Annotated in this window: 17 protein-coding genes; all 17 read left to right on the top strand. The window is 50.3% G+C overall.

What is annotated here, in order from left to right; all coding sequences use genetic code 11:
• The first annotated feature begins 9 nt into the window (after positions 1–9).
• The 17 genes from ACXYMU_RS13780 to ACXYMU_RS13700 all read left to right on the top strand — a co-directional run bounded on the left by ACXYMU_RS13780 (position 10) and on the right by ACXYMU_RS13700 (position 22,686).
• On the top strand, positions 10–3,006 hold the full coding sequence (locus tag ACXYMU_RS13780) for a TAT-variant-translocated molybdopterin oxidoreductase (RefSeq protein ID WP_458986987.1): 2,997 nt from the start codon (positions 10–12) through the stop codon (positions 3,004–3,006).
• 20 nt (positions 3,007–3,026) lie between these two features.
• Positions 3,027–4,454 (top strand): NrfD/PsrC family molybdoenzyme membrane anchor subunit, encoded by a 1,428-nt coding sequence (gene nrfD / locus ACXYMU_RS13775; RefSeq protein ID WP_458986986.1) that lies wholly within the window; start codon positions 3,027–3,029, stop codon positions 4,452–4,454.
• Positions 4,447–4,971, top strand: a complete 525-nt coding sequence (locus ACXYMU_RS13770; protein WP_458986985.1) for a DUF3341 domain-containing protein — start codon at positions 4,447–4,449, stop codon at positions 4,969–4,971. The genes nrfD and ACXYMU_RS13770 overlap by 8 nt, the downstream gene beginning before the upstream one ends.
• Complete coding sequence (locus tag ACXYMU_RS13765) at positions 4,971–5,630, top strand: c-type cytochrome (RefSeq protein ID WP_458986984.1); 660 nt, start codon at positions 4,971–4,973, stop codon at positions 5,628–5,630. The genes ACXYMU_RS13770 and ACXYMU_RS13765 overlap by 1 nt, the downstream gene beginning before the upstream one ends.
• 25 nt (positions 5,631–5,655) lie before the next feature.
• Complete coding sequence (locus ACXYMU_RS13760; RefSeq protein WP_458986983.1) at positions 5,656–6,924, top strand: quinol:cytochrome C oxidoreductase; 1,269 nt, start codon at positions 5,656–5,658, stop codon at positions 6,922–6,924.
• 24 nt (positions 6,925–6,948) lie between these two features.
• Positions 6,949–8,019: a cytochrome c oxidase subunit II gene (locus ACXYMU_RS13755; RefSeq protein WP_458986982.1), complete on the top strand. Its 1,071-nt coding sequence runs from the start codon at positions 6,949–6,951 to the stop codon at positions 8,017–8,019.
• Positions 8,020–8,038: 19 nt separating this feature from the next.
• Entirely contained in the window at positions 8,039–9,865 is a 1,827-nt protein-coding gene (locus ACXYMU_RS13750; RefSeq protein ID WP_458986981.1) for a cytochrome c oxidase subunit I, read from the top strand.
• 101 nt (positions 9,866–9,966) lie between these two features.
• Positions 9,967–10,956 carry a COX15/CtaA family protein gene (locus tag ACXYMU_RS13745; protein ID WP_458986980.1) on the top strand — a complete coding sequence of 330 codons (990 nt, stop codon included), beginning with the start codon at positions 9,967–9,969 and terminating at the stop codon, positions 10,954–10,956.
• A 38-nt stretch (positions 10,957–10,994) separates the two neighbouring features.
• Positions 10,995–11,864, top strand: coding sequence for a heme o synthase (cyoE, locus tag ACXYMU_RS13740; RefSeq protein WP_458986979.1), 870 nt, complete (start codon positions 10,995–10,997; stop codon positions 11,862–11,864).
• Between the two features lie 9 nt (positions 11,865–11,873).
• Positions 11,874–12,458: a cytochrome c oxidase subunit 3 gene (locus ACXYMU_RS13735; RefSeq protein ID WP_458986978.1), complete on the top strand. Its 585-nt coding sequence runs from the start codon at positions 11,874–11,876 to the stop codon at positions 12,456–12,458.
• 23 nt (positions 12,459–12,481) lie between these two features.
• Positions 12,482–13,228 (top strand): cytochrome c oxidase subunit 3, encoded by a 747-nt coding sequence (locus ACXYMU_RS13730; RefSeq protein WP_458986977.1) that lies wholly within the window; start codon positions 12,482–12,484, stop codon positions 13,226–13,228.
• 74 nt (positions 13,229–13,302) lie between these two features.
• Entirely contained in the window at positions 13,303–13,644 is a 342-nt protein-coding gene (locus ACXYMU_RS13725) for a cytochrome C oxidase subunit IV family protein (RefSeq protein ID WP_458986976.1), read from the top strand.
• Between the two features lie 12 nt (positions 13,645–13,656).
• Positions 13,657–14,316, top strand: coding sequence for an SCO family protein (locus tag ACXYMU_RS13720; protein WP_458986975.1), 660 nt, complete (start codon positions 13,657–13,659; stop codon positions 14,314–14,316).
• Positions 14,288–14,845 carry a DUF420 domain-containing protein gene (locus ACXYMU_RS13715; protein WP_458986974.1) on the top strand — a complete coding sequence of 186 codons (558 nt, stop codon included), beginning with the start codon at positions 14,288–14,290 and terminating at the stop codon, positions 14,843–14,845. Before ACXYMU_RS13720 ends, ACXYMU_RS13715 begins: the two co-directional genes overlap by 29 nt.
• A gap of 39 nt (positions 14,846–14,884) precedes the next feature.
• Positions 14,885–15,139 (top strand): hypothetical protein, encoded by a 255-nt coding sequence (locus ACXYMU_RS13710; RefSeq protein ID WP_458986973.1) that lies wholly within the window; start codon positions 14,885–14,887, stop codon positions 15,137–15,139.
• 352 nt (positions 15,140–15,491) lie between these two features.
• A complete protein-coding gene (locus ACXYMU_RS13705) occupies positions 15,492–19,196 on the top strand; it encodes a sensor histidine kinase (RefSeq protein ID WP_458986972.1) in 3,705 nt (1,234 codons plus the stop codon).
• 22 nt (positions 19,197–19,218) lie between these two features.
• Complete coding sequence (locus ACXYMU_RS13700; protein WP_458986971.1) at positions 19,219–22,686, top strand: hypothetical protein; 3,468 nt, start codon at positions 19,219–19,221, stop codon at positions 22,684–22,686.
• Positions 22,687–22,777 lie beyond the last annotated feature (91 nt).

Raw genomic sequence — 22,777 nt, 5'->3', positions numbered from 1 at the left:
AAATATAATATGCAAGACAGAATAAAATACTGGAGAGGAATTGAGGAGTTAGAGAATACTCCGGAATTCGCTAAGCATGCTCATAACGAGTTTCCAGAATTCCTGCCTGTTAAGGAAACCAGTGAAGAAGGGTCTTCGAATGGCAAGACAAAGAGAAGGGACTTTCTGAAGCTGATGGGTTTCAGTGTGGCGGCTGTTTCTTTGGCATCGTGCGAGGCACCTGTTAGAAAAGCAATTCCTTACCTGAACAAGCCAGTAGACGTAGAGCCGGGTGTAGCCAACTGGTATGCCTCTTCCTATTACCAGTCAGGTAACTACAATAGCATCCTGATTAAAACGCGCGAAGGACGGCCAATCAAAATTGAGCCGAACCCTAGCTCATCTCTTACGCCTCTCGGTACCAGCGCAAGAGCGCAGGCTTCCGTATTGGGCGTATACGACAACAACAGGCTGAGAACGCCGCTCATCAAAGGCAAAGAAGCCGAGTGGGATCAGGTAGACCGTGAGGTTACGAATGCACTGAAGAATGTCTCAGGCAAAGTGGCCCTGGTTTCTTCCACGATCATCAGCCCGTCCACTAAGCAACTGATCAATGAGTTCGGATCGCGTTTCGCGAACTTCGAGCACGTAACGTACGATGCAAACTCATCTTCAGGGTTACTGAGCGCCAATGGCGGGGTAGTTCCTGGATATGACTTCAGCAAGGCGCAGGTTATCGTGAGCATTGGTGCTGACTTCCTGGGCACCTGGATCGCTCCGATCCCTTTTGCGAAGCAGTATATCCAAAACAGAAAACTGAAGCCTGACAACCCGAGTATGTCACGTCACTACCAGTTCGAGTCTATCCTGTCGCTGACAGGTGCGAACGCTGATGTGCGTGTACCGATGAAGCCGTCTGAGGAAGCCGCTGTTGTTTCAGCGCTTTACAAGGCAATTGCAGGCCAGGGTGGCGCAGCGGAACTTCCTGCTAATACAGCAAAGGCAGTTGCAGCCGCAGTGAAAGAGCTGAAAGCGAGCCAGGGCAAAGCGTTGGTAGTTTCCGGTTCTAACGATGCGGGCACGCAGGCCATGGTAACAGCCATCAACAGCGCATTGGGTGCTGATGGTACTACCATTGATACAAATGCTCCATACTACGTGAAGCAGGGCAACGACGCTGCAATGCTTCGCCTTATCAAGGAGATGAACGCGGGTACTGTTGGTGCTGTGTTCTTCTACAATGCCAACCCGGTATACGATCACCCACTGTCTGAGCAAGTAGTGAGCGGCCTGGCGAAGGTGCCGGTAAAAGTATCGTTCGCCGACAGAGTGGATGAGACTTCTGCCTTGGTTGACTTCCTGGCACCGGACCACAACTACCTGGAGTCCTGGAACGACAACGAGCCACGCAAAGGCTTCCTGAGCTTAACGCAGCCCGTGTTGACGCCAATCTTCCTGACGCGCCAGATGCAGGACAGCTTACTGACCTGGAGCGGAAGCAACACAAACTATTACGAATACATCCGTACCAACTGGCGCAAGATTGCTCCAGCCGGCGATTTCAATAAATTCTGGGAGCAGGTTGTACACGACGGCGTACTGGAGAATGGCACAAGCCTGATCTCCGTAAGCAACAACTTCACAGCGGCTTCTCCGGTTGCCAAGCCAGTTTCTCCTGCGGCCATCGAGGCAGTAGTGTACGAGCTGGTAGCAATCGGCCCAGGTATTGACAGTAACAACCCGTGGTTGCAGGAAATGAGCGACCCGATCTCTAAAGCTACATGGGGTAACTTCGTGGCTATGCCACAGGCCATGTCTGAGGCAATGGAGATTGTACAGGGCGATGTGGTGACGGTAACAACCGCAACGGGAAAGACCATCGAGTTGCCGGTACTGATACAGCCAGGACAGGCGGCAGGTACAGTGGGTATCGCAATGGGGTATGGCCGTATGCTGGACACCATGCCAGTTGCCAAAGGCTTGGGTGCCAACGCCTTCCCAATCGCCTCCGTAGCAGATAACACCGTCCTCTATACAGGTCCGGTGAAAATTGCCAAAACAGGCGCGACTTCTCCAATTGCCCAAACACAGACGCACCATACCATCATGGACCGTCTGGTGGTGCAGGAAAACACACTGGAGCAGTACAAGGCCAATCCGAAAGATGTAACGACTTATATCCGCTTGGCTACCAAAGAAGGCCCAGCCAAGCCGGCTACCATCTCCCTGTGGGATGACTACGAGTACAAGAACCACCACTGGGGTATGGTTATCGACCTGAACTCATGTATTGGTTGCGGTGCTTGCTCGGTAAGCTGCCACATCGAAAACAACGTGCCGGTGGTAGGTAAAGCCGAAGTGCTGAACCGCCGCGACATGCAGTGGATGCGCATCGACCGTTACTACAGCGCGGTTGAGCACGAGGAGAAGGATTACGAGACGATGGAAAATCCGGCAGAGAACCCAGCAGTGGTGTTCCAGCCGATGATGTGCCAGCACTGTAACCATGCGCCGTGCGAGACTGTTTGCCCGGTTGCTGCTACCATGCACAGCTCAGAAGGCATCAACCAGATGGTCTACAACCGTTGTGTGGGTACACGTTACTGCGCAAACAACTGCCCTTATAAGGTTCGCCGTTTCAACTGGTTTGCCTACTTCAACAACGATAAGTTCGCTACTGAGAATTACATGATGAACAGTGACCTCGGTAAGATGGTACTGAACCCGGATGTAACGGTGCGTGCCCGTGGTGTGATGGAGAAGTGTTCTTTCTGCGTGCAGCGTGTGCAGCTGGCCAAGCTGGAAGCGAAGCGTGAGAACAGAAGACCAAAAGACGGGGAGGCCGTAAGCGCCTGCGCACAGTCTTGCCCTACAGAGGCTATTGTTTTCGGAGATATGAAAGATCCTGAAAGCCGTATATCGCAGGTATTGGCACGTGAGCAGGGAGAGAGAGCATTCCACGTATTGGAAGAGCTCAACACCCAGCCAAACGTAACTTACCTGACTAAAATTAGAAACTTAGCTTAATATTAAATTTCGATAGCGTTATGCAGCATGTATCTCCGATAAGAGAGCCTCTTGTAACCGGGGGGAAAACATACCACGACATCACAGAGGATGTGTGCCGCCAGGTGGAGGCAAAGCCCAACCCCCGTTGGGCGGCTGCCCTTGCTATTTCCTTAGTAGGGTTGGCTATTTTCTTCTACTCTGTTTACCGCACCCTTTGGTTTGGTATCGGCGAGTGGGGATTGAATAAGACCGTAGGCTGGGCGTGGGATATCACGAACTTCGTATGGTGGGTAGGTATCGGTCACGCCGGTACGCTTATCTCTGCCGTATTGCTCCTGTTCCGCCAGAAATGGAGAAGCTCCATTAACCGTGCGGCAGAGGCGATGACCATCTTTGCGGTAATCTGTGCGGCCATGTTCCCGGTACTGCACATGGGCCGCCCTTGGTTGGCTTACTGGGTATTGCCATTGCCAAACACCTTCGGGTCGCTTTGGGTTAACTTTAACTCACCGCTCCTGTGGGACGTGTTCGCGATCTCGACTTACTTCTCGGTATCACTTGTGTTCTGGTACATCGGCCTGATCCCTGACTTTGCCACCATCCGTGACAGAGCCACAGGACCAATTGCCAGAAGAGCATACTCTGTCCTGTCTATGGGCTGGACGGGTTCTGCCAAGGCATGGTCACGTTACGAGAGTGTTTCCCTGATTTTGGCAGGTGTTGCAACACCGCTGGTGCTTTCGGTACACACCATCGTATCCATGGACTTTGCAACATCCGTTATCCCGGGCTGGCACACCACGATCTTCCCTCCATACTTCGTGGCGGGTGCGATCTTCTCAGGCTTCGCGATGGTACTGACGCTGATGATCATCACGCGTAAAGTGTTCAAACTGGAAGACTACATCACCATCGAGCACATTGAGTCGATGAACAAGGTAATCATCACCACAGGTTCTATTGTAGGTGTTGCCTATACCACTGAGTTCTTCATTGCCTGGTACTCTGGTGTGGAATATGAAGCATACGCCTTCCTAAACCGTGCATTCGGTCCTTACTGGTGGGCATACTGGTCGATGATGACGTGTAACGTAATCACGCCTCAGTTATTCTGGTTCCGCTCTATCCGCAGAAGCTTAACCGCTACCTTCATCATATCGATCTTCGTGAACATCGGTATGTGGTTCGAGCGTTTCGTGATCATCGTAACCTCGCTTCACCGCGACTACCTGCCGTCTTCCTGGGCGATGTTCTCCCCAACCATGATTGACGTGGGAGTGTATGTGGGAACGTTCGGCTTGTTCTTTACCCTGTTCTTCCTATTCGTGAAATTCTTCCCGGTGGTGAACATGGCAGAAGTAAAGGCCATCCTGAAGTCTTCCTCTGAAGTGACGCACACGCATGCTGACACGATGCATGGCACAGAAAAAGAATTGAACACAAACACACACCACAGACATGAATAAGAAGTTTATTCTTGGCATCTATGAGGATGAAGATGTGCTGCTTCACGCCATCGAGAACATCCGTGCTGCTGGCACTAAAATATACGAGGTATTCAGTCCATACCCAATCCACGGGATCGACGATGTGCTGGGCATCAAACGCTCAAGACTACCAATTGTAGCCTTCTTCGGCGGGTTAACAGGTATGTCGTTCGCACTCTGGATGCAGATCTGGATGCTGGGCTTCGACTGGCCCATGATCATTGGTGGTAAGCCGCACATTGCCTTGCCATCTTTTATCCCGGTTACTTTCGAGTTGACGGTACTGTTCGCAGCCTTCAGTATGGTAATTGCCTTCTTCATTGTCAGCAATCTGAAGCCGTCGCTTCGGGTAAACATGCTCGACAAGCGCTCTACAGACGACAAGTTTGTGATGGCGATTGAAGTGAAGGAAGGCGTGACGGATCTTGAGGCTTTAAATAAGCTGCTGCGCTCTAACGGAGCTGTAGAAGTGAATGAGAAGGAGGTAGTAAAATAATGAGAAGATATACTAAACTAGGTTTAAAAGCCTCTGCTATACTATTCTCATCGGCAGTGATGTTTGCCTGTGGCGATGAGCAGGATCCGGGACTTGAATACGCGCCGGATATGTATCACTCCCTTGCCCTGGACCCATACTCTCAGATCAAGGAGAACAAGTTTAACCCAGGTGGCATGAACATGCGTGAGCCAGCGAAGGGCTCCGTGCCACGTGGCAAGCAAGGTTATAACATGTACCTGTCGGTTGATACCGCAGAAGTTGCTGGTGTGGAATTAACTAACCCACTTGCAACCACAGAAGATCACCTGGCAGAGGGTAAAGTTCTTTATTCTCGCTTTTGCGCTCCTTGCCACGGCGAGGCGGGCGACGGCCAGGGTTTGGTTGGTGTGAAGTTCAAGGGTGTACCTTCTTTCAATGCCGGCCGTGTTGCTGAGTTGCCGGGAGGCCACGTGTACCACGTGATCACTAAAGGCAGAGGCCGCATGATGCCATACGGTTCACAAGTTAACCCAACTGAGCGTTGGAAGATTGTGATGTACGTGCAGCAGCTGCAAAAAGGAGAGGGTGCCGAGGTAGCAACTCCTGAGCAGGCTGAGAATGAGGCAGGAGGAGAGGCGATCACGGATAACCCTGTAACCGGAACCCCTAGTAACTAAGTCTAAGGCATAATTAATAAGGATAATGACAGAAGAAAGACTCATCATTAGCAGAAAAACGAACAACAAGTTTTTCTTAATGATAGCTGTAGGTGTAGTTCTACTTATAGCAGGTATCATCTTTATGGCTGCCGGCGGGGGAGAACACCATGCAGAAGGGCATGAAGCTGCTGCGGCAGGAGGCCATGAGGCAGTGTCTTGGACAAAGCGCTTGTTCGTGAACCTCTGGATGAACAACGTTTACTTTACAGGTATTGCCTTGATCGGGACATTCTTCCTGGCGGTGCAATACGTAGCCTACGCAGGCTGGTCTGTACTGATCAAGAGAGTGCCGGAGGCATTGGCATCATACCTGCCAATCGGTGGTGTGATTATGCTGCTGACCTACTTATTCGGTTCTCACGACATCTTCCACTGGACACACGACTATCTGTATGATGTGAACAGCCCGGAGTATGACCCAATCATTGCAGGTAAGTCTGGCTACCTGAACACAGCCTTCTTCCTGATCAGAATGGCGCTTTACTTTGGCCTGTGGATTATGTTCACGATGTGGCTGAGAAAAAACTCCATTGCTGAGGATATGAATGGAGGCACAAACTATTATCACAAAAGCATCCGCATTTCAGCGATGTTCCTGGTAGTGTTCGGTATCACTTCCTCTACTTCAGCCTGGGACTGGGTACTTTCCATCGACACACACTGGTTCTCTACCATGTTCGGATGGTATGTGTTCGCGAGCTGGTGGGTATCAGGCCTTGCCGCCATCACACTTACCGTTATCATCCTGAAGCAGAACGGTTACCTGAAAATGGTTAACTCAAACCACCTGCACGATTTAGGCAAATTTGTGTTTGCGTTCTCTATCTTCTGGACATACATCTGGTTCTCGCAGTTCCTGCTATACTGGTATGCGAACATTCCGGAAGAATCCATCTATTTCCTAGAGCGACTGGGCGGTAACAATGGCCATTACAAATGGATATTTTTTACTAACCTTTTGATAAACTTTGCATTCCCTTTCCTTGTTCTCATGACGAGAGATGCGAAGCGCCAGATGATCATGTTGAAACTGGTTACGATTGCCATCCTGTTAGGTCACTGGCTGGATTTCTACCTGATGATGATGCCTGGAACATTGGGCGAAAGCGCAGGTATCGGTTTGATCGAGATTGGAACAGCGCTTACCTTCCTGGGTATCTTCCTGCTGGCTTTCACAAAAGGGCTTACCAAAGCTTCTTTGGTGCCGATCAACCATCCGTTTGTTGAGGAGAGTGTTCACCATCATGTTTAGAGATTATACTAAAAGCGTTATATAATGATTACGATCGCCATAGGTTTATCCATTGTTCTATTATTTGTCATACTGTTCCTGCTTTTCAGGATCGGTACGCTGGCATCTATCTTCAGAGGCTCTAGCGAGCGGGCACCGGGTACTACACGAACCAGTAACCGTGTAAACAGCGCCCTGTTCCTGATCTTCTTAATTGGGGGTAGCATTGCGTTCGCCTGGTCATTCTCCGCTATGTGGGATGACATGAACCAGCCGCTTGCCTCAGTGCATGGTGCCTGGACAGACAGCCTGTTCTGGACCACTATGATTGTGATCGGTATTGTTTTCGCCCTCACACAAGTGCTCCTGTTCTACTACTCTTATAAGTACCAGCACCAGGATAACAAGCGTGCGTATTATTACCCGCACAATAACAAGGTAGAGATTATCTGGACGTTGATTCCTGCCGTTGTAATGGCCCTGTTAGTATTTGCAGGTTGGCAGACCTGGACCAAGATCACAAGTGCTGCTCCCGAAGATGCAGTTGTGGTTGAGGTAATGGGCAAGCAGTTCAACTGGATGGTACGCTACCCAGGTGCTGACGGCAAATTAGGTGTTGCCAAAACCACGCTGATTGATGCCACCAACGAGTTTGGCGTTGACTTCAGCGACCAGAACGCAATGGATGACTTTATGCCACGTGAGATCCACGTGCCCAAAGGAAAGCCAGTATTGCTGAAAATCAGATCACGCGATGTGATTCATAGTGTGTTCTTGCCGCACTTCCGTCTGAAGATGGATGCCGTTCCAGGAATGCCGACAAAGTTCTGGTTTGTGCCTACCAAAACGACAGACGAGATGCGCAACGAAACGGGCAACTCGGATTTCTCTTACGAGCTGGCTTGTACGGAGGTATGCGGCCGTGGTCACTTTGCAATGCGTTTCCTGTTAGTGGTAGACGAGCCTGAAGATTATGAAGCTTGGTTGGCTGAGCAGAAGCCATTTGTCGAGCTAAACCCAGATGTGTTGGCTAACATTCCTGCGGCCACTTCACAGCAGTTGGTGCTGGAGGAGAAGGCTGGCGAGAAGGCTGAGGCAGTTAAAACCGAGTTGTAGCATTTAAATACTGTTGACTATGTCGAGTACAGATATCTCTATCAACCACGATGTGCATCATGCCCACGAAGAGCATGACCATCATCACGATCAAAATTTCATTGAGAAGTACATCTTTAGCCAGGACCATAAAGTAATTGCCAAGCAGTTCCTTTTCACGGGTATCGCCTGGGCTTTTATAGGGGGCTTCCTATCTATCCTTTTCCGTTTACAGCTGGGCTGGCCCGAAGCTACCTTCACTTTCTTGGAGCCAATCCTGGGAGGATGGGTTGAAAACGGCAAGCTGAATCCGGAGTTCTACCTGGCTTTGGTTACCATGCACGGTACCATCATGGTGTTCTTTGTATTGACTGCGGGCCTAAGCGGCACGTTCAGTAACTTCCTGATTCCGCTTCAGATTGGTGCCCGCGATATGGCATCCGGTTTCATGAACATGCTCTCTTACTGGATCTTCTTTATCTCCAGTATTATCCTGTTCACCTCTTTGTTCCTGGAAACAGGTCCTGCAGCAGGTGGCTGGACGGTATACCCACCACTGAGTGCATTGCCACAGGCCATCGAAGGTTCTAAAGGCGGTATGACGATGTGGTTGATCAGTATGGCACTCTTTATCGTGTCGCAGTTGCTGGGCGGTGTGAACTACATCACCACGGTAATTAACCTGAGAACAAAAGGTATGTCGATGACGAAGTTGCCTCTGACTATCTGGGCCTTCTTCCTGACAGCTATCCTGGGTCTGCTTGCGTTCCCGGTTCTGTTCTCCGCTTCACTGCTGTTGATCTTCGACCGTAGCTTCGGTACTAGCTTCTTCTTGTCTGACATCTTCATCGCAGGCGAGGCTTTGGCAAACACAGGTGGTAGCCCGATCCTGTTCCAGCACTTGTTCTGGTTCCTGGGTCATCCGGAGGTATACATCGTGATCATGCCAGCATTCGGTATCGTTTCAGAAGTAATCACGACTAACTCTCGTAAGCCTATCTTCGGTTACAGAGCGATGATTGGTTCCCTGATCGGTATCTCTGTCCTGTCTTTCGTAGTATGGGCACACCACATGTTCGTGACGGGGATGAACCCATTCCTTGGTTCAGTCTTCATGTTCCTGACGCTTATCATTGCGGTTCCATCTGCAGTAAAGGTGTTCAACTGGTTGGCTACACTATGGAGAGGTAACATCCGCTTCACTTCAGCCATGATGTTTGCGGTAGGTTTCGTATCGCTCTTCATCTCTGGTGGTCTTACTGGTATCATTCTGGGTAACTCTGCCCTTGACATTCAACTACACGATACCTACTTCGTGGTGGCTCACTTCCACCTTGTAATGGGTGCAGCGGCTTTCTTCGGTATGTTTGCCGGTGTTTACCATTGGTTCCCTAAAATGTTCGGTCGTTTGATGGACGATAAGCTGGGCTTTGTACACTTCTGGTTCACGTTCATCTCTGTATACCTGGTGTTCATGCCAATGCACTACATCGGTATCGCAGGTTTCCCGAGAAGATACTATGCCTGGACTGGTTTCGAGGCTTTCAACTTGTTCTCTGACCTGAACACATTCATCAGTATCTCGGCTATCCTTGGTTTCACTGCCCAGTTCGTGTTCCTGTTCAACTTCATCTACAGTATCTTCCGTGGACGTAAGTCAACAGAGAACCCGTGGCACTCAAACACACTGGAGTGGACAACACCGGTATTGCCGGGTCATGGAAACTGGCCAGGTGAGATACCAACTGTGTATAGATGGCCATATGATTACAGTAAGCCAGGTGCAACTGAAGATTACATTCCACAGCATATCCCTTTCTCCAAGACGCAGTCTTCAAACCTGCCCCAGGAGAGAGACTTTGAATAGCTTCATTAATGGCTGATAAGTCATTTAACAGTATCAGATTTAGAAATATTGGCTTAGTAACAGTCTTTGCTGTTTACTTCCTGATATTAGTCGGAGGGATCGTGCGTAGCACCGGATCCGGGATGGGTTGCCCAGACTGGCCTAAGTGCTTCGGCAGTTGGGTTCCTCCGACTGATGTCAGCCAACTACAAGAAGATTACCTAGAAGTATACAAACAGAAGCGAATAGAGAAAAACCAGAAATTAGCCACACGGCTCGAGAAGCTTGGCTTCGAAGAATTGTCCGCTACGATTTTCTCTCATCCCAGTCAGTATATCGAAACAGAGTTTAACGTTACCAAAACCTGGATCGAGTATCTGAACCGCTTGGTAGGTGTGCTGATAGGTATTTTTATTTTCCTGACAGTTGTATTTGCTTACCCTTATTTAAAGCGCGACAGAACTGTTTTCTGGCTGGCCTTTGGCAGTTTTATTCTGGTGGGTATACAGGGGTGGCTTGGTTCGATTGTCGTTTCTACCAACCTGCTTCCCATCACGGTGACCATTCACATGGCGCTGGCACTGGTACTCGTGGCAATACTGCAATACGCCGTTACACGGGCCGTGCACCAGGAGCAAGAAATATATTTGAAATACAGCGGTAAGGTAAACGGCCTGCTTTGGCTTTTGGTCATGATCACTTTCGGCCAGATTTTGCTGGGTACTCAGGTGCGGGAGGAAGTGGATCTGGTGGCTTACACGATGGGCGGAGCAGGGAGGGAATCCTGGATCGATCAGTTGGGTATGAATTTTTATATTCACCGGTCTTTCTCGATTATCGTGTTGGCCTTGCATGTGTATGTTGCGTACCTGTTGTATCAATTTAAAAGCAGTATGATTTCCCGGATGACGCATGTGATGCTGGGTTTAATGGGATTGGAGATTCTGTTTGGGGTGATCATGGCTTATTTCGCTATACCTGCCTTTCTGCAACCGCTACACCTAACATTTGCCGCACTGCTCTTCGGGGTGCAATTTCAACTGCTTATTATGTATCGTTACGCTTCAAAGGAAGCGCTAAAAAAGTCAGTAGCTGTTCACCAATCATGTTAGTACAACACGATGTTGCGGCACTATTGCCTATAAACACTATGGCACAGAAAGCAAAAGCGTATTTTAAACTGCTGAAGTTCAGGTTGAGCTTTACAGTGGCTTTTTCCAGTGCCATCGGCTTTATTCTTGGTTATCGCGGAGAAGGGGATTTTTTAGGCACTGCCCTGAATATTGCCCTTGTGATGCTCGGTGGGTTGCTGGTGACAGGCTCAGCCAACATCATCAACCAGATTATCGAGCGCGACCTGGATAGGCAGATGAAGCGTACCGCGAACCGTCCGTTGCCTACAGGGCAAGTTTCGGTGAGGGAGGCAACTATTTTTTGTGTACTGCTGGGTATAGCCGGTGTTGCCTTGCTAGGGCTGTATTTCAACTGGCTTGCAGCAGGCTTGTCCCTGCTCTCGCTGGTGCTGTATGGCTTTGTGTATACCCCTCTCAAGCGCATCAGCCCTATCTGTGTGTTTGTGGGAGCCATACCTGGCGGGATGCCCCCACTGATCGGGTGGGTTGCCGCGACAGGAATATTGGGTGCTGAAGCCTGGATTTTGTTCGGGATACAGTTTATCTGGCAGTTTCCGCATTTCTGGGCGATAGCCTGGGTACTGGACGACGACTATAAAAAAGCAGGGTTTAAGATGCTGCCAATGGAAGGAGGCAAAAACCTGAAGACGGCAATACAGATCATGATCTATACCCTGATTCTGATCCCGCTGAGCCTGTTACCACTTCAGTTCGGGATGACAGGCACTACTTCGGCGCTGATCGCGGTGGTATGCGGGGTCTTGTTTTTAGCCCAGACATTTTACCTGATGCGGACCTGCTCTAAAAAAGCAGCCATGAGCATTATGTTCGGGTCATTTTTGTATCTGCCAATTGTGCAGATCGCATTTGTATTAGATAAAATATAACGTGTAGCGATGGCTAACGAAACAATAAAAGACAATAATACTAAGGGCAGCTTACACCCACTAAAGTTTTCGCTGTGGTTGATTATTGTGAGTATTATCATGATGTTTGCAGCTTTTACGAGCGCTTACATTGTAAGGAGGGCAGAAGGGGACTGGCTGGAGTTTGACCTGCCGAACGTGCTGTTGGTTAACACCATTGTGATTGTGCTGAGCAGCGTGGCCATGCAGCTAGCTTACTTTGCGGCAAAGCACAACAACCTGCAAAGGCTAAAGGTAATGCTGGTGGTAACACTGGTTTTAGGCATTGCCTTCTTAATCGGGCAGTGGGAAGGTTGGGCCGAGCTGGTGCAGAACAATGTTTACTTCGGTGGGCGCGGCAGTAACCCTTCAGGCTCGTTTCTGTATGTGTTAACCGGGGTGCATGGCTTTCACTTGATTACGGGGCTTATCTTTCTGGGGATCAGCTTGAGGAGTAGCCTGAAATACAAAGTGCACTCAAAAAACATGCTCCGAATACAATTGTGCACCACGTACTGGCACTTTTTAGGAGGACTTTGGCTATATTTGTACATATTCTTAAGAATAAATCACTAAACACGTTTTTCATTATATAAACTATGTCTACTTCAACTACGCTGGAAAAACCAAACACGGGTACCTGGGATGGCGGAAATGAGCCATTCAAAGCGAGCTATGGTAAACTCATGATGTGGTTTTTCCTGCTCTCAGATGCGTTTACATTTGGTGCACTCCTGATCGTTTATGGTCTGTCCCGTCATAAGCATTTACCATATACGGGCGAACCTGAGGCATTTACCTTCTCGTCTGAGTGGTGGCCAATCCCTGAGAAAGTTTACAATGCATTCCCGGGCTTCCATGGGGTAGACCTTCCGCTTGCTTTCGTGGCCTTGATGACCATGATCCTCATTTTAAGCTCTGTAACCATGGTGCTAGCTGTAGAAGCCGGCCACCGCATGGACAAGAACGACGTTCAGAAGTGGTTGCTTTGGACCATCCTGTTTGGCGCTACATTCTTAGGTTGCCAGGCATGGGAGTGGGCTCACTTTATCACAGGTACTGACGAAGGGATGCTGTTAGCTGACGGTACCACAATCTTTGGGGCAAACTTAACGGTTAACCAATACGGCCCGCCCTTGTTTGCCGACCTGTTCTTCTTTATCACAGGTTTCCATGGTACGCACGTATTATCCGGCGTGGTGCTGTTGGTCATGATCTTCATCAACACCGTGAACGGTGTATACCACAAGCGCGGACATTACGAGATGGTGGAGAAAGTTGGTCTGTACTGGCACTTTGTAGACCTTGTATGGGTATTCGTTTTCACATTCTTCTACCTGATCTAATCACTTAAAATAACATACAGCCTAGCCTTCAGTATAAATTGAAGGAAGTAACTGTAAAAAAGATATCAAGATATATGGCACATCATCCTGAAACCGACATGCACCACAACGGTGAGATTCCGAAGGCTCAGACAAAAGCTATCTGGAAAACCTTCTTTATCCTGGTAGCCATCACGGCGCTCGAGTTCGTATTTGCTTTCTTCATGGACGCAGGTACGGCACGTAATGTGATCTTTATCGTCCTGACGCTTTTCAAAGCTTTCTACATTGTGGCTGAGTTTATGCACCTGAAGCACGAGACGAAGGCCCTGATCTGGTCTATCATTATACCGATGGCGCTAATTGTCTGGCTGATGGTAGCGCTGATTTCGGAGGGTAGTTATTACTTCGAGTCAGTTACGAATTACTTTAACTAAAGACTTCTTACAATGAGTAAAGTAAAGGCACTGATATTAGGACTCCTACTATTAGTGCCTCTTCTTATTTTTGCCTTTATCAGTATTTTTGGGGAGCATCACTTCTCACTCAAAACATACTTCCCCGTGGTGGACGAAAGGGGGGGCGTAATGTACACGGCCGATGGAGACACTGTCTTTCAGCAACTGCCCGACTTCTCTCTCCAAACGAGTGTAGGACAAGCCTATACGGCTACTGACCTGGAAGGGGAGATTACCGTCATTCAGTTTTTTGATGCAGGCTGCACAAAGTGCCAGAAAACGTTTTCAGAACTAGTGCGTCTTCAAGAGGCTTTCGAGGCATATCCGGAAGTAAAGTTTCTATCCATCACTCAGGAACCAGAGCAGGATTCTTTAGCAGCATTGCAACAGATTGCCACAGCCTACGGCGCTAAAGCCGACACCTGGCGGTTTGTAACCGGCGATAGATCCGAAATCTTAGGCTTAGCTGAACAAGGCTTCCAGATACCTGTTGGAAAGCAACGCCTGCTGGTAACGGACCAGCTCATGCTCGTGGATCGAGAGAAGCGGGTACGGGGTGTTTACGATGCCCTTAACCAGAAAGAAATTGAAAGGTTAAAAACAGAGATTAACGTTTTGCGGGATGAATACGCTAAAAGTGAACGAAGATAAATTAACGAGTGGGCAGGACAAGAAATTCCTGACACTGATTGCAGTGCTTTCTGTGGCCATACCTGTTGTGGTGGCCCTGCTTTTCTTTATGCCCAAAGCCGATACCTCAATCGATGTGTCGTACCTGCCGGCCTTGCATGCCATCCTGAATTCACTGACGGCCATTGCCTTGGTGGTGGGGTATATCAGTGTGAAAAGCCAAAACGTAAAGGCGCATCGGTCGGCGATGCTGGTAGCTTTTGGCCTGTCTTCCATCTTTCTGGTTTCTTACGTAACATACCACTTCCTGGGAGAGCGCACTATTTACGGCGGCGAAGGAACCTTGAAGTATATTTATTACTTTATCTTATTGACGCACATTGTGCTGGCTGTCGTGATTGTGCCGCTGGTGCTGTTGTCTGTGTATTTCGGTATCAGTAATCAATTAGCCAAGCATCGGCGCATTTCCCGCTGGACGTTCCCGATCTGGTTATATGTGGCTATTACCGGCGTATTGGTTTACCTGATGATTTCACCGTATTATAGTTAAGTGGTTGACTACACTTGCTACCTTGTAACGAGAATTCAAATGAAAAACATACTTGCTACGATTGCCCTGATCATACTTTTGGCATTTGGCGGTACTACTGCCTACAGCCAGTGTGCCATGTGCCGTGCTACAGTAGAGTCTAACGTAGGCACTGGCAAAGGACATAATCACGAACCGGAGTCTGAGGTGGGAAGCGGCTTGAATACAGGCATTCTTTACCTCATGGCAATTCCATACCTGCTGATTGGTACGGTTGGTTTCCTGTGGTATAAGCACAACCGCAAAAAGGATTAAGTTTGCGCTAGCAATCATGTACCTATACCTCAGGTACAAGTCTCAGTGCATCCGTTGCTCAGATAGCGCGGCTTTGTAGCCGCTGCCCACAGCTTTATCTGTCGCTCATAATGTTTGAGCTTCTTGAGAGCACATGTCTCCATGCTCTTGATTGATCCACTGTTGGTATGCTTTGGATTCCCGTTGATCACTCGCCTTCCTCAGTACAACCATCCCAAACTGTATCACCGTGCTTTTTATTATTTTCCTGCCTGCCAGGTTAAAGTTCGGCATTCGCAAAGGGTAGCACAATTTTTGAATCTATAGGGGTTTTATAGCGTTTTGCTTAAATTCGTAGATAAACTGCGCCAACTTGAACCCTAGATTTACTCCGTATCTATTATTACTTGCCTCGCTGTTGTGCTTTATTGCCACCGCAGCTCTTCGGTTCGATGTTTTTACTACCTCCTCTGCCTTTAGTCAGCAAAAGGAAATCACGGCGATTACCCAAAAGCTGCAACAGGAAATAGACAGTGCCCAGTTTAACGCCAGGACAATCGGCAGCTTGCTGCAGTCACAGGATGTGTCGTTTACCTCGCTGCTGGAGAAATGCCGTTATCCCACCTTTGTTTACGAGCGGGGCAACCTGGTTTTCTGGTCGCATAACAACATTGCCCCTCCACTGGATTTTCCGCGCACGCTCAACCGTTTAATGACGGTCAGCAATGAGTATGGCAGTTTCATCATTGTACCTTACCGGATGCGGCAGTATGACGTCAAGATCTACGTTCCTCTCCAGATTCATGCCCGGCACAAAACCCACCTCACGGCACAGGACACGGGTAAGGTCCTGATCAAAAGCAAGGCTACCAAACTGATCTGGACACCCCAGGTGAATCTACCGAAGGTATACAGTGAACAAGGCGATTTCCTGTTTGCTGTGTCTTTTACCGATTTGCGTGATCGGGCAACGATGGATACCCTACAACTCCTGCTTTTGTTGGCTGGTGCCATTTTCTTTGTGCTGTTCTGCATTATGGTGGCACAAAGCTATGTCCGCAGGCAGCAGTATACCCGTGGGGTTGTATGGTTCCTGTTTTTACTGATAGGTTTCAGGGTAGTCTTACTGCTCCTCGATTTGCCTTTTTCCATCGCAGAGGTAAAGCTCTTTGATCCCAAACTGTACGCAGCGTCTTTCTGGTCTCCATCTATCGGTGACCTGGCCCTCAACATGCTCCTGCTGGTAACGGTAGCCGGCGCAGGGTTGTACCTGTTTATCCGGAACAACCTGCTGACGCAGTTGGTACTACTATCCAGGAAGCAAAGGCAGCTGCTACAAGGGGGATGCATCCTGGCTTTTTACCTGTTGCTGATCCTGCTTTACCAGTTTTACTTTGGCGTGTACCACAATACGCCACTTGCCCTGGATGTCACCCGCTCACTTGACTTTACTAAATACAAGGTGCTGCTCTACGGTGTGCTGCTGTTATATACCATAGCCCTTTGCGTTTTCACTTACATGCTGGCCACAGTGGTATCGGTGCTGGTCCAGAAGGAGTCGAGATGGTGGGCCTATCAGTTACTGGCTGGTATAGCTTTAGTGCTGATGTTGTTTACGGGCGTATTACGCCCGGACTTGTCTGTTGTCATCCTGACAGGCTTCCTCTTTTGGTTTATCATTGTGCTGGCGGCCCAGTACCGAAACGCCGTTAGCCTGGCTTACCGCACCTACCTGTTTCTGTTTCTGGTGGTGATGGTGAGTGCCGTAACGGGCGCGCTGGCACTGTATGACCATTATCATAGCGAGCTTAAACTGTATAAGCAGGAGTTTGCCTACAATATTCTGCAGGACAATGATGTGTTAGGCGAATACTTGCTGGTAGAGGAAGTGACGGATAAGATCGCTTCTGATGCCGTGATCCAGATGCAGATGATGGGCCCTTACGTGGATGCCGGTATGATCAAGCGCAAGATCATCAAGCAGTACCTGCCTAGCTATTTTGATAAGTATGATGTGAACGTGATGCTGTTCGACAGCGAAGGCAATGCCCTGGAGAGCGCCGACACCACCGCGACCTCGCTGCAGGAACTTCGGGCTATCTTTGATACACCCTTTACACAAACGGAGCACAGCGACCTGTTTTTGCTGAAAGAGCCCACCCGCTACAACTCCCGCATCTATTTGAAGTTGATCGATGTGCCTATTTACAAGAGGCAAATGGGTACTATTGCCTTGCAACTGACGCTGAAAAAACGCCAGCCGCATAGCGTTGTGCCGGAGTTACTAACCGACCAGCGGTTTGAGCAGCCTTTCCGGCGCGACATGATGAGTTATGCCGTGTACAGGGGGAGCCAACTCCGCTACAGCGAAGGCGAATACGATTATGCCACAAATTTCAACAATGAATTGCTTCAGGAGCAGGAGCTATACCAGCAGGGGGCAAATCTGGGGAGCTACCACCATTTTGGGGTGCGCAATGGCAGTGGGCAAACGCTGGTCATCACAACCGACCGGTATGGCGCCACCGAAATCCTTTCGAACTTCTCGTTTCTGTTTTTGGTGTTTGTTGCTGGGCTGGTACTGAGTGGTTTTATTTACCTGCTGTTGCAGCGCCACCGCTTGCAGGAGTTCAGCCCCGACTTTAGTACCAAGATCCAGATCTTCCTGAACTTCGGTATCCTGATGCCCTTGCTGCTGGTAAGCATTGCCACCGCCGGACTCGTGACGGCTTCTTACAAGAAGGATTTACTGGAAACGTATGAGCAGCGGGGCGAGGCCGTGCAGCAGACGCTGGCCCGGCAATTGAGCAACAGGCTGCTGCGCAACAAGCGCCTGCTCGAGAGCAGCATCACAGAGATAGCCGCTATTGCCGAAACAGACATCAACCTCTACGACCGGCAGGGCAAGCTGTTGGTAACAAGCCAGCCCTTAATCTTTGAAACCGGTTTGCTCTCCAAGCTGATCAACCCCTGGGCATACGCAGCTATTTCGGAGCGCCAGGCGCTGCGTGTGTTGCTGGAGGAACAGACAGGTAGCTTGTCGTTCAACGTGGTATACCTGCCGCTGCGCGATGACCTGAATGCCGGTGAGCTGGTGGGCTTTATCGGTATACCGTTCTTCGACTCTGAGAAGGAACTGGATCTGAAGCTGATTGAGCTCATTACCACCACCATGAATATCTTCACGGTGATGTTCATCATCTTTATGGTGCTCACCTTCTTTGCTTCCCGCACCCTGACGGTGCCCTTGCGCCTGCTAGCGGATAAACTAAAGCGCACCTCGCTTACGGGTAAAAACGAGATGCTGGCCTATGAGGGGGCCGATGAGATCGGGATGCTCGTGAACGAGTATAACCGCATGCTACTGACACTGGAGCAGAACAAACAGGACCTGGCGATGCAGGAGAAGGAGGCTGCCTGGCGCGAGATGGCCCGGCAGGTGGCACATGAGATCAAGAACCCGCTGACGCCTATGAAGCTTTCGCTGCAATACCTGCAGAAGGCCATCAGCGAGAAGCGCCCGAACACAGAGCAACTCATCGATAAGATATCCCATACCCTGATCACGCAAATTAACATCCTGAACGACATCGCAACGTCTTTCTCAAGCTTTACCAGTATGCCGGAGCCCAAGGTAGAGCCGATTGATATTGCCGCTGCGCTGCACAAGGCGGCCGACCTGCACAACGACCCTGCCACCGCTGTGCTCAAAAAGTGTATTCCAGAGGAGGAGGTGATTGTAAAGGCGGATGAAAGCCTGATGGTACGCACCTTTAATAACTTGTTGCTAAACGCTATTCAGGCGGTGCCGGCGAAGCGCAAGCCACACATAGATGTGAAGCTAACGGTAGAGGAAGCACAACAGCAGGTATTGATCACGATTCAGGATAACGGCACCGGGATTCCGAAAGAGATACAAGGCAAAGTATTTATCCCGAATTTCAGTACCAAGTATACTGGCTCTGGTATAGGGCTGGCTGTGGCGAAACGCGGCATCGAGAATGCGGGCGGAAAGATCTGGTTTGAGACGGAAGAGGGGAAGGGCACCACATTTTTCATTTCGTTGCCGCTGGCGTAGTATGGGGTGGAGGGGTTTATACATGCTGGTGCTATTGTTTGGGCTGAGTCTGCCGCTGATGGCGCAGGCGCCGCTGCTGAACAACAGGCGCTGTGTGCTATTGCCGGTCTCCTCCTTCCCGCAGCAACTCGACTCCCTGACGCTGGTGCCCAGTTCGGTTACCTTTACCCATCCGAAGAAAGAGGCCTTCGCCTTCGACTACAATTATACCCTGAACGAGTTTACCCTCACCCGTTTTCCTGCCTCGGATTCCATTGCCATCGACACGCTGGGTACCATGCAGGCCCTGCGCGACTCGGTGTTGGTTTGTTTCCGGGTGTTGCCGCTGAACCTCACCAAGCCGGCCTTTAAACGCGATATCACCAAGCTGGAGGTGAACTCCTTCCGGGAAGGTTTTTACCGGGAGGATATCGCTACCAAAGAGGAGATTTTCCGGACACCGGGCCTGAACAAAACGGGCAGCATTTCGCGGGGCATCTCTTTTGGCAATACCCAAAACGTATTCGTGAACTCGGCCCTGAACCTGCAACTGGACGGAAAGCTCACCGACGACATCAGCATCACAGCGGCTATCACGGACCAGAACATCCCGTTTCAGCCGGAGGGCAATACACAACAACTCCAGGAGTTCGACAAGGTGTACATTACGCTGCAACACCGGCTCTGGCAACTGACGGCGGGCGATGTAGTGCTGCGGAGCAGGCCTTCTTACTTCATGCAGTATTATAAAAACGTGCAGGGCGCTGCGTTTGAGACGAAACTTGGCCCACCGGGCAAGGAAGGGGTAACTACCGTGGCAGCTTCCGTCTCGAAAGGCAAGTTTGCCTCGCAGGTGTTACAGGCGCAGGAAGGAGTGCTGGGGCCATACCGCTTGCGGGGCCCAAACAACGAGCGCTTTATTATTGTGCTGGCCAACTCAGAGCGGGTTTTCCTGGATGGCCGCCTGCTGCAACGGGGGTATGACTATGATTATGTGATCGACTACAACCAGGCCGAGATTACCTTCACGACGCGCCACGTCATCACTAAAAACAGTCGGCTTAAAGTTGATTTTGAGTATTCGGACCAGAATTATAGCCGCGGCATTTACAACCTCAGCCATTACCAGAATTTCGGGAAGCTGAAAGTGTATGGCAATTACTACAACGAGTCCGACAACCCCAACAACCTCATCAACCTGAACCTGCAGGACGAGGAAAAGCGCCTGCTTGCCAGCGTGGGCGATAGCCTGCACCTGGCCGTGGGCAGCGGAGCCGACAGTGTGGCTTTCAACCCGACGAAAGTGCTTTATGCCCGCCGTGATACGCTGTATAATGATGGCCTGACGATGGCTTCTGTCTTTGTCTATTCCAACTCCCCGGACGCTGCCTTTTACAACGTGAACTTCACGGAGGTAGGGCCGAACAACGGCGATTACGAGCTGGCCAACAGCGCTGTTAATGGGAGGGTATACCGCTGGGTGGCTCCCCGAAGCGGGGTACGACAAGGGAATTATACCCCCTTGCGGGTATTGCCAACACCGAAGAAAAAGCAGCTGATTACAGTAGGGAGCAGTTACGAACTGCAGCAGGGCGTCAGTTTTTTTGTGGAAGGGGCTGCTTCCGAAAACGATGTTAACCGCTTCTCCGAACGCGATGCCGGAGACGATCAAGGGAAAGCCATGCGGGTGGGCTACCTGGTGCAGGACAAGGAGGTGAAAATGCTGGGGAGGTATAAACTCAACAGCGCGCTGAACTACGAATACACCGACGAGAACTTTTCACCCATCGACCGATACCGCCCCATTGAGTTTGACCGCGACTGGAGTTTGCTGACGACAGAAAAAGCCGAGGACCATATCTTAAACTTCTCGGTGGGGGCGGCGCAGGATGCGGCCAACCTGGTGAACTACCGCATCAGCAGGCGCTACCGCGCCGAGCAACTCGACGGGGTGCAGCATTACCTAGATGTGCTGAAGAAACTGGGCAATGTGACGCTCCGCAACCACCTGTTCATGCTCAATAGCGAGCAGGGGCAGCGGGCATCGGAGTGGTTCCGCGGCGACATGGGAATCGCCTACGACCTTGGCAAAGTGACGCCGGGCTATACCTATCGTTTCGATAAAAACAAGCTGACGGCTTTGAATACGGACTCAGTGATCGGTTCGGCGATGTATTTTGAGGAGCATGTGGTATATGTGGAAAGCGGCGACTCGCTTCAGACCCGTTTCCGGTTCGATTACAGCCACCGCACTGACCAGCGCCCGACCGGGAACGGCACCTTAGGCCAACCGGAGATAGGGCAGACTTTTAACGCAACGATGCAAGCCCGGCTTGGAGCCGAAAGCGACTTGACCCTACAAGGTACTTACCGCAAACTACAGGTAGCCAACGGTAAGGACGAGGAAACAATACAGTCGCGGGTGGACTGGACGGCGGCTTTTCTGGATGGCAGTTTGCGCTCGGAGTTGAGCTATGCCACCGGCACAGGCCGGGAGCTGAAGCGCATCTATATTTTCCAGGAGACCTTGCCGGGGCAGGGGACGCACTACCTGCGAGAGGGCGGACAGGTGAGCAACCTGAACGATTACCTGGAAGCGCAGACCGTAGACCAGCAGCGGTACATCAAGATTTACCTGCCCACCGACGAGTACGTCAATGCCTTCACTAACCGTTTTACGTATCGCTTGGCGAGCAATGCCCCCCGTAGCTGGCGCGCAGCAAAAGGTATCAAGGCTTCCCTGACCCATTTCTCAATGCTCACCTTTGTCAGCATCGACAAAAAAACGACCGATGATAACCTAAGCCGACGCTTTAACCCCTTTGCCGAGGATATTGAAGACCAGTTCCTGCTTTCGCTGGTGAAGAGCATGCGCCATACCGTGTACTTTAACCGCAGCAACCCGAAGTATGGCATGGAGTACACGGTGCAGCAAAACCAGCAGAAGTCGCTGCTCACCAACGGTACCGAGACCCGGAACATCGGCAGCCACGTGCTGGCCGGAAGGCTGAACCTAAACGAGGTGCTGAGCTCGCAGCTGACATTAGGTTTAAATGTGCGCGAGAACCAGTCGAATTTCCTGACCTCTAAAAACTTTGAGATCGAGACTCGCGAAGTGTCGCCTGAGCTATCCTATCAGCCCAATACCATGCTGCGGTTTACGGGAAAATACCAGTTCTCTGTGCGAGAGGATGTGCTGACTCAGGCAGAGACAGAACAGCAGGGCGCCTTTCATGAACTGGGGATAGAGGCCAAACTGAGCCAGGTGAGCAAGCGCACCTTTACCGGTAACTTGAAGTATGTCAATATCGACTTTACCGGCGATGCCTTCTCCTATGTGGGGTATGAAATATTGAACGCCCTACGCCCCGGCAATAACATCACCTGGTCGCTGAACCTGCAGCAGCGCCTGAGCAACGGCCTCAATATCTCGCTGAACTACGACGGACGCAAGGCCAATGGGGTAGGGGCCGTGCACACCGGCCGCACCCAGGTGTCGGTGCTGTTCTAAGAGAACTGTTAAACCTGTCATGCTTCATAGCGACAGGTCGCAACCCAATGCCATTAACAAAGTATTGTCATTTCGACCAGCGGGAGAAATC

It is taken from the genome of Pontibacter sp. CAU 1760 (genome assembly GCF_054482735.1).
Note: the sequence above shows the minus strand (reverse complement) of the source record. Positions and strands in the feature narration are given on the sequence as shown.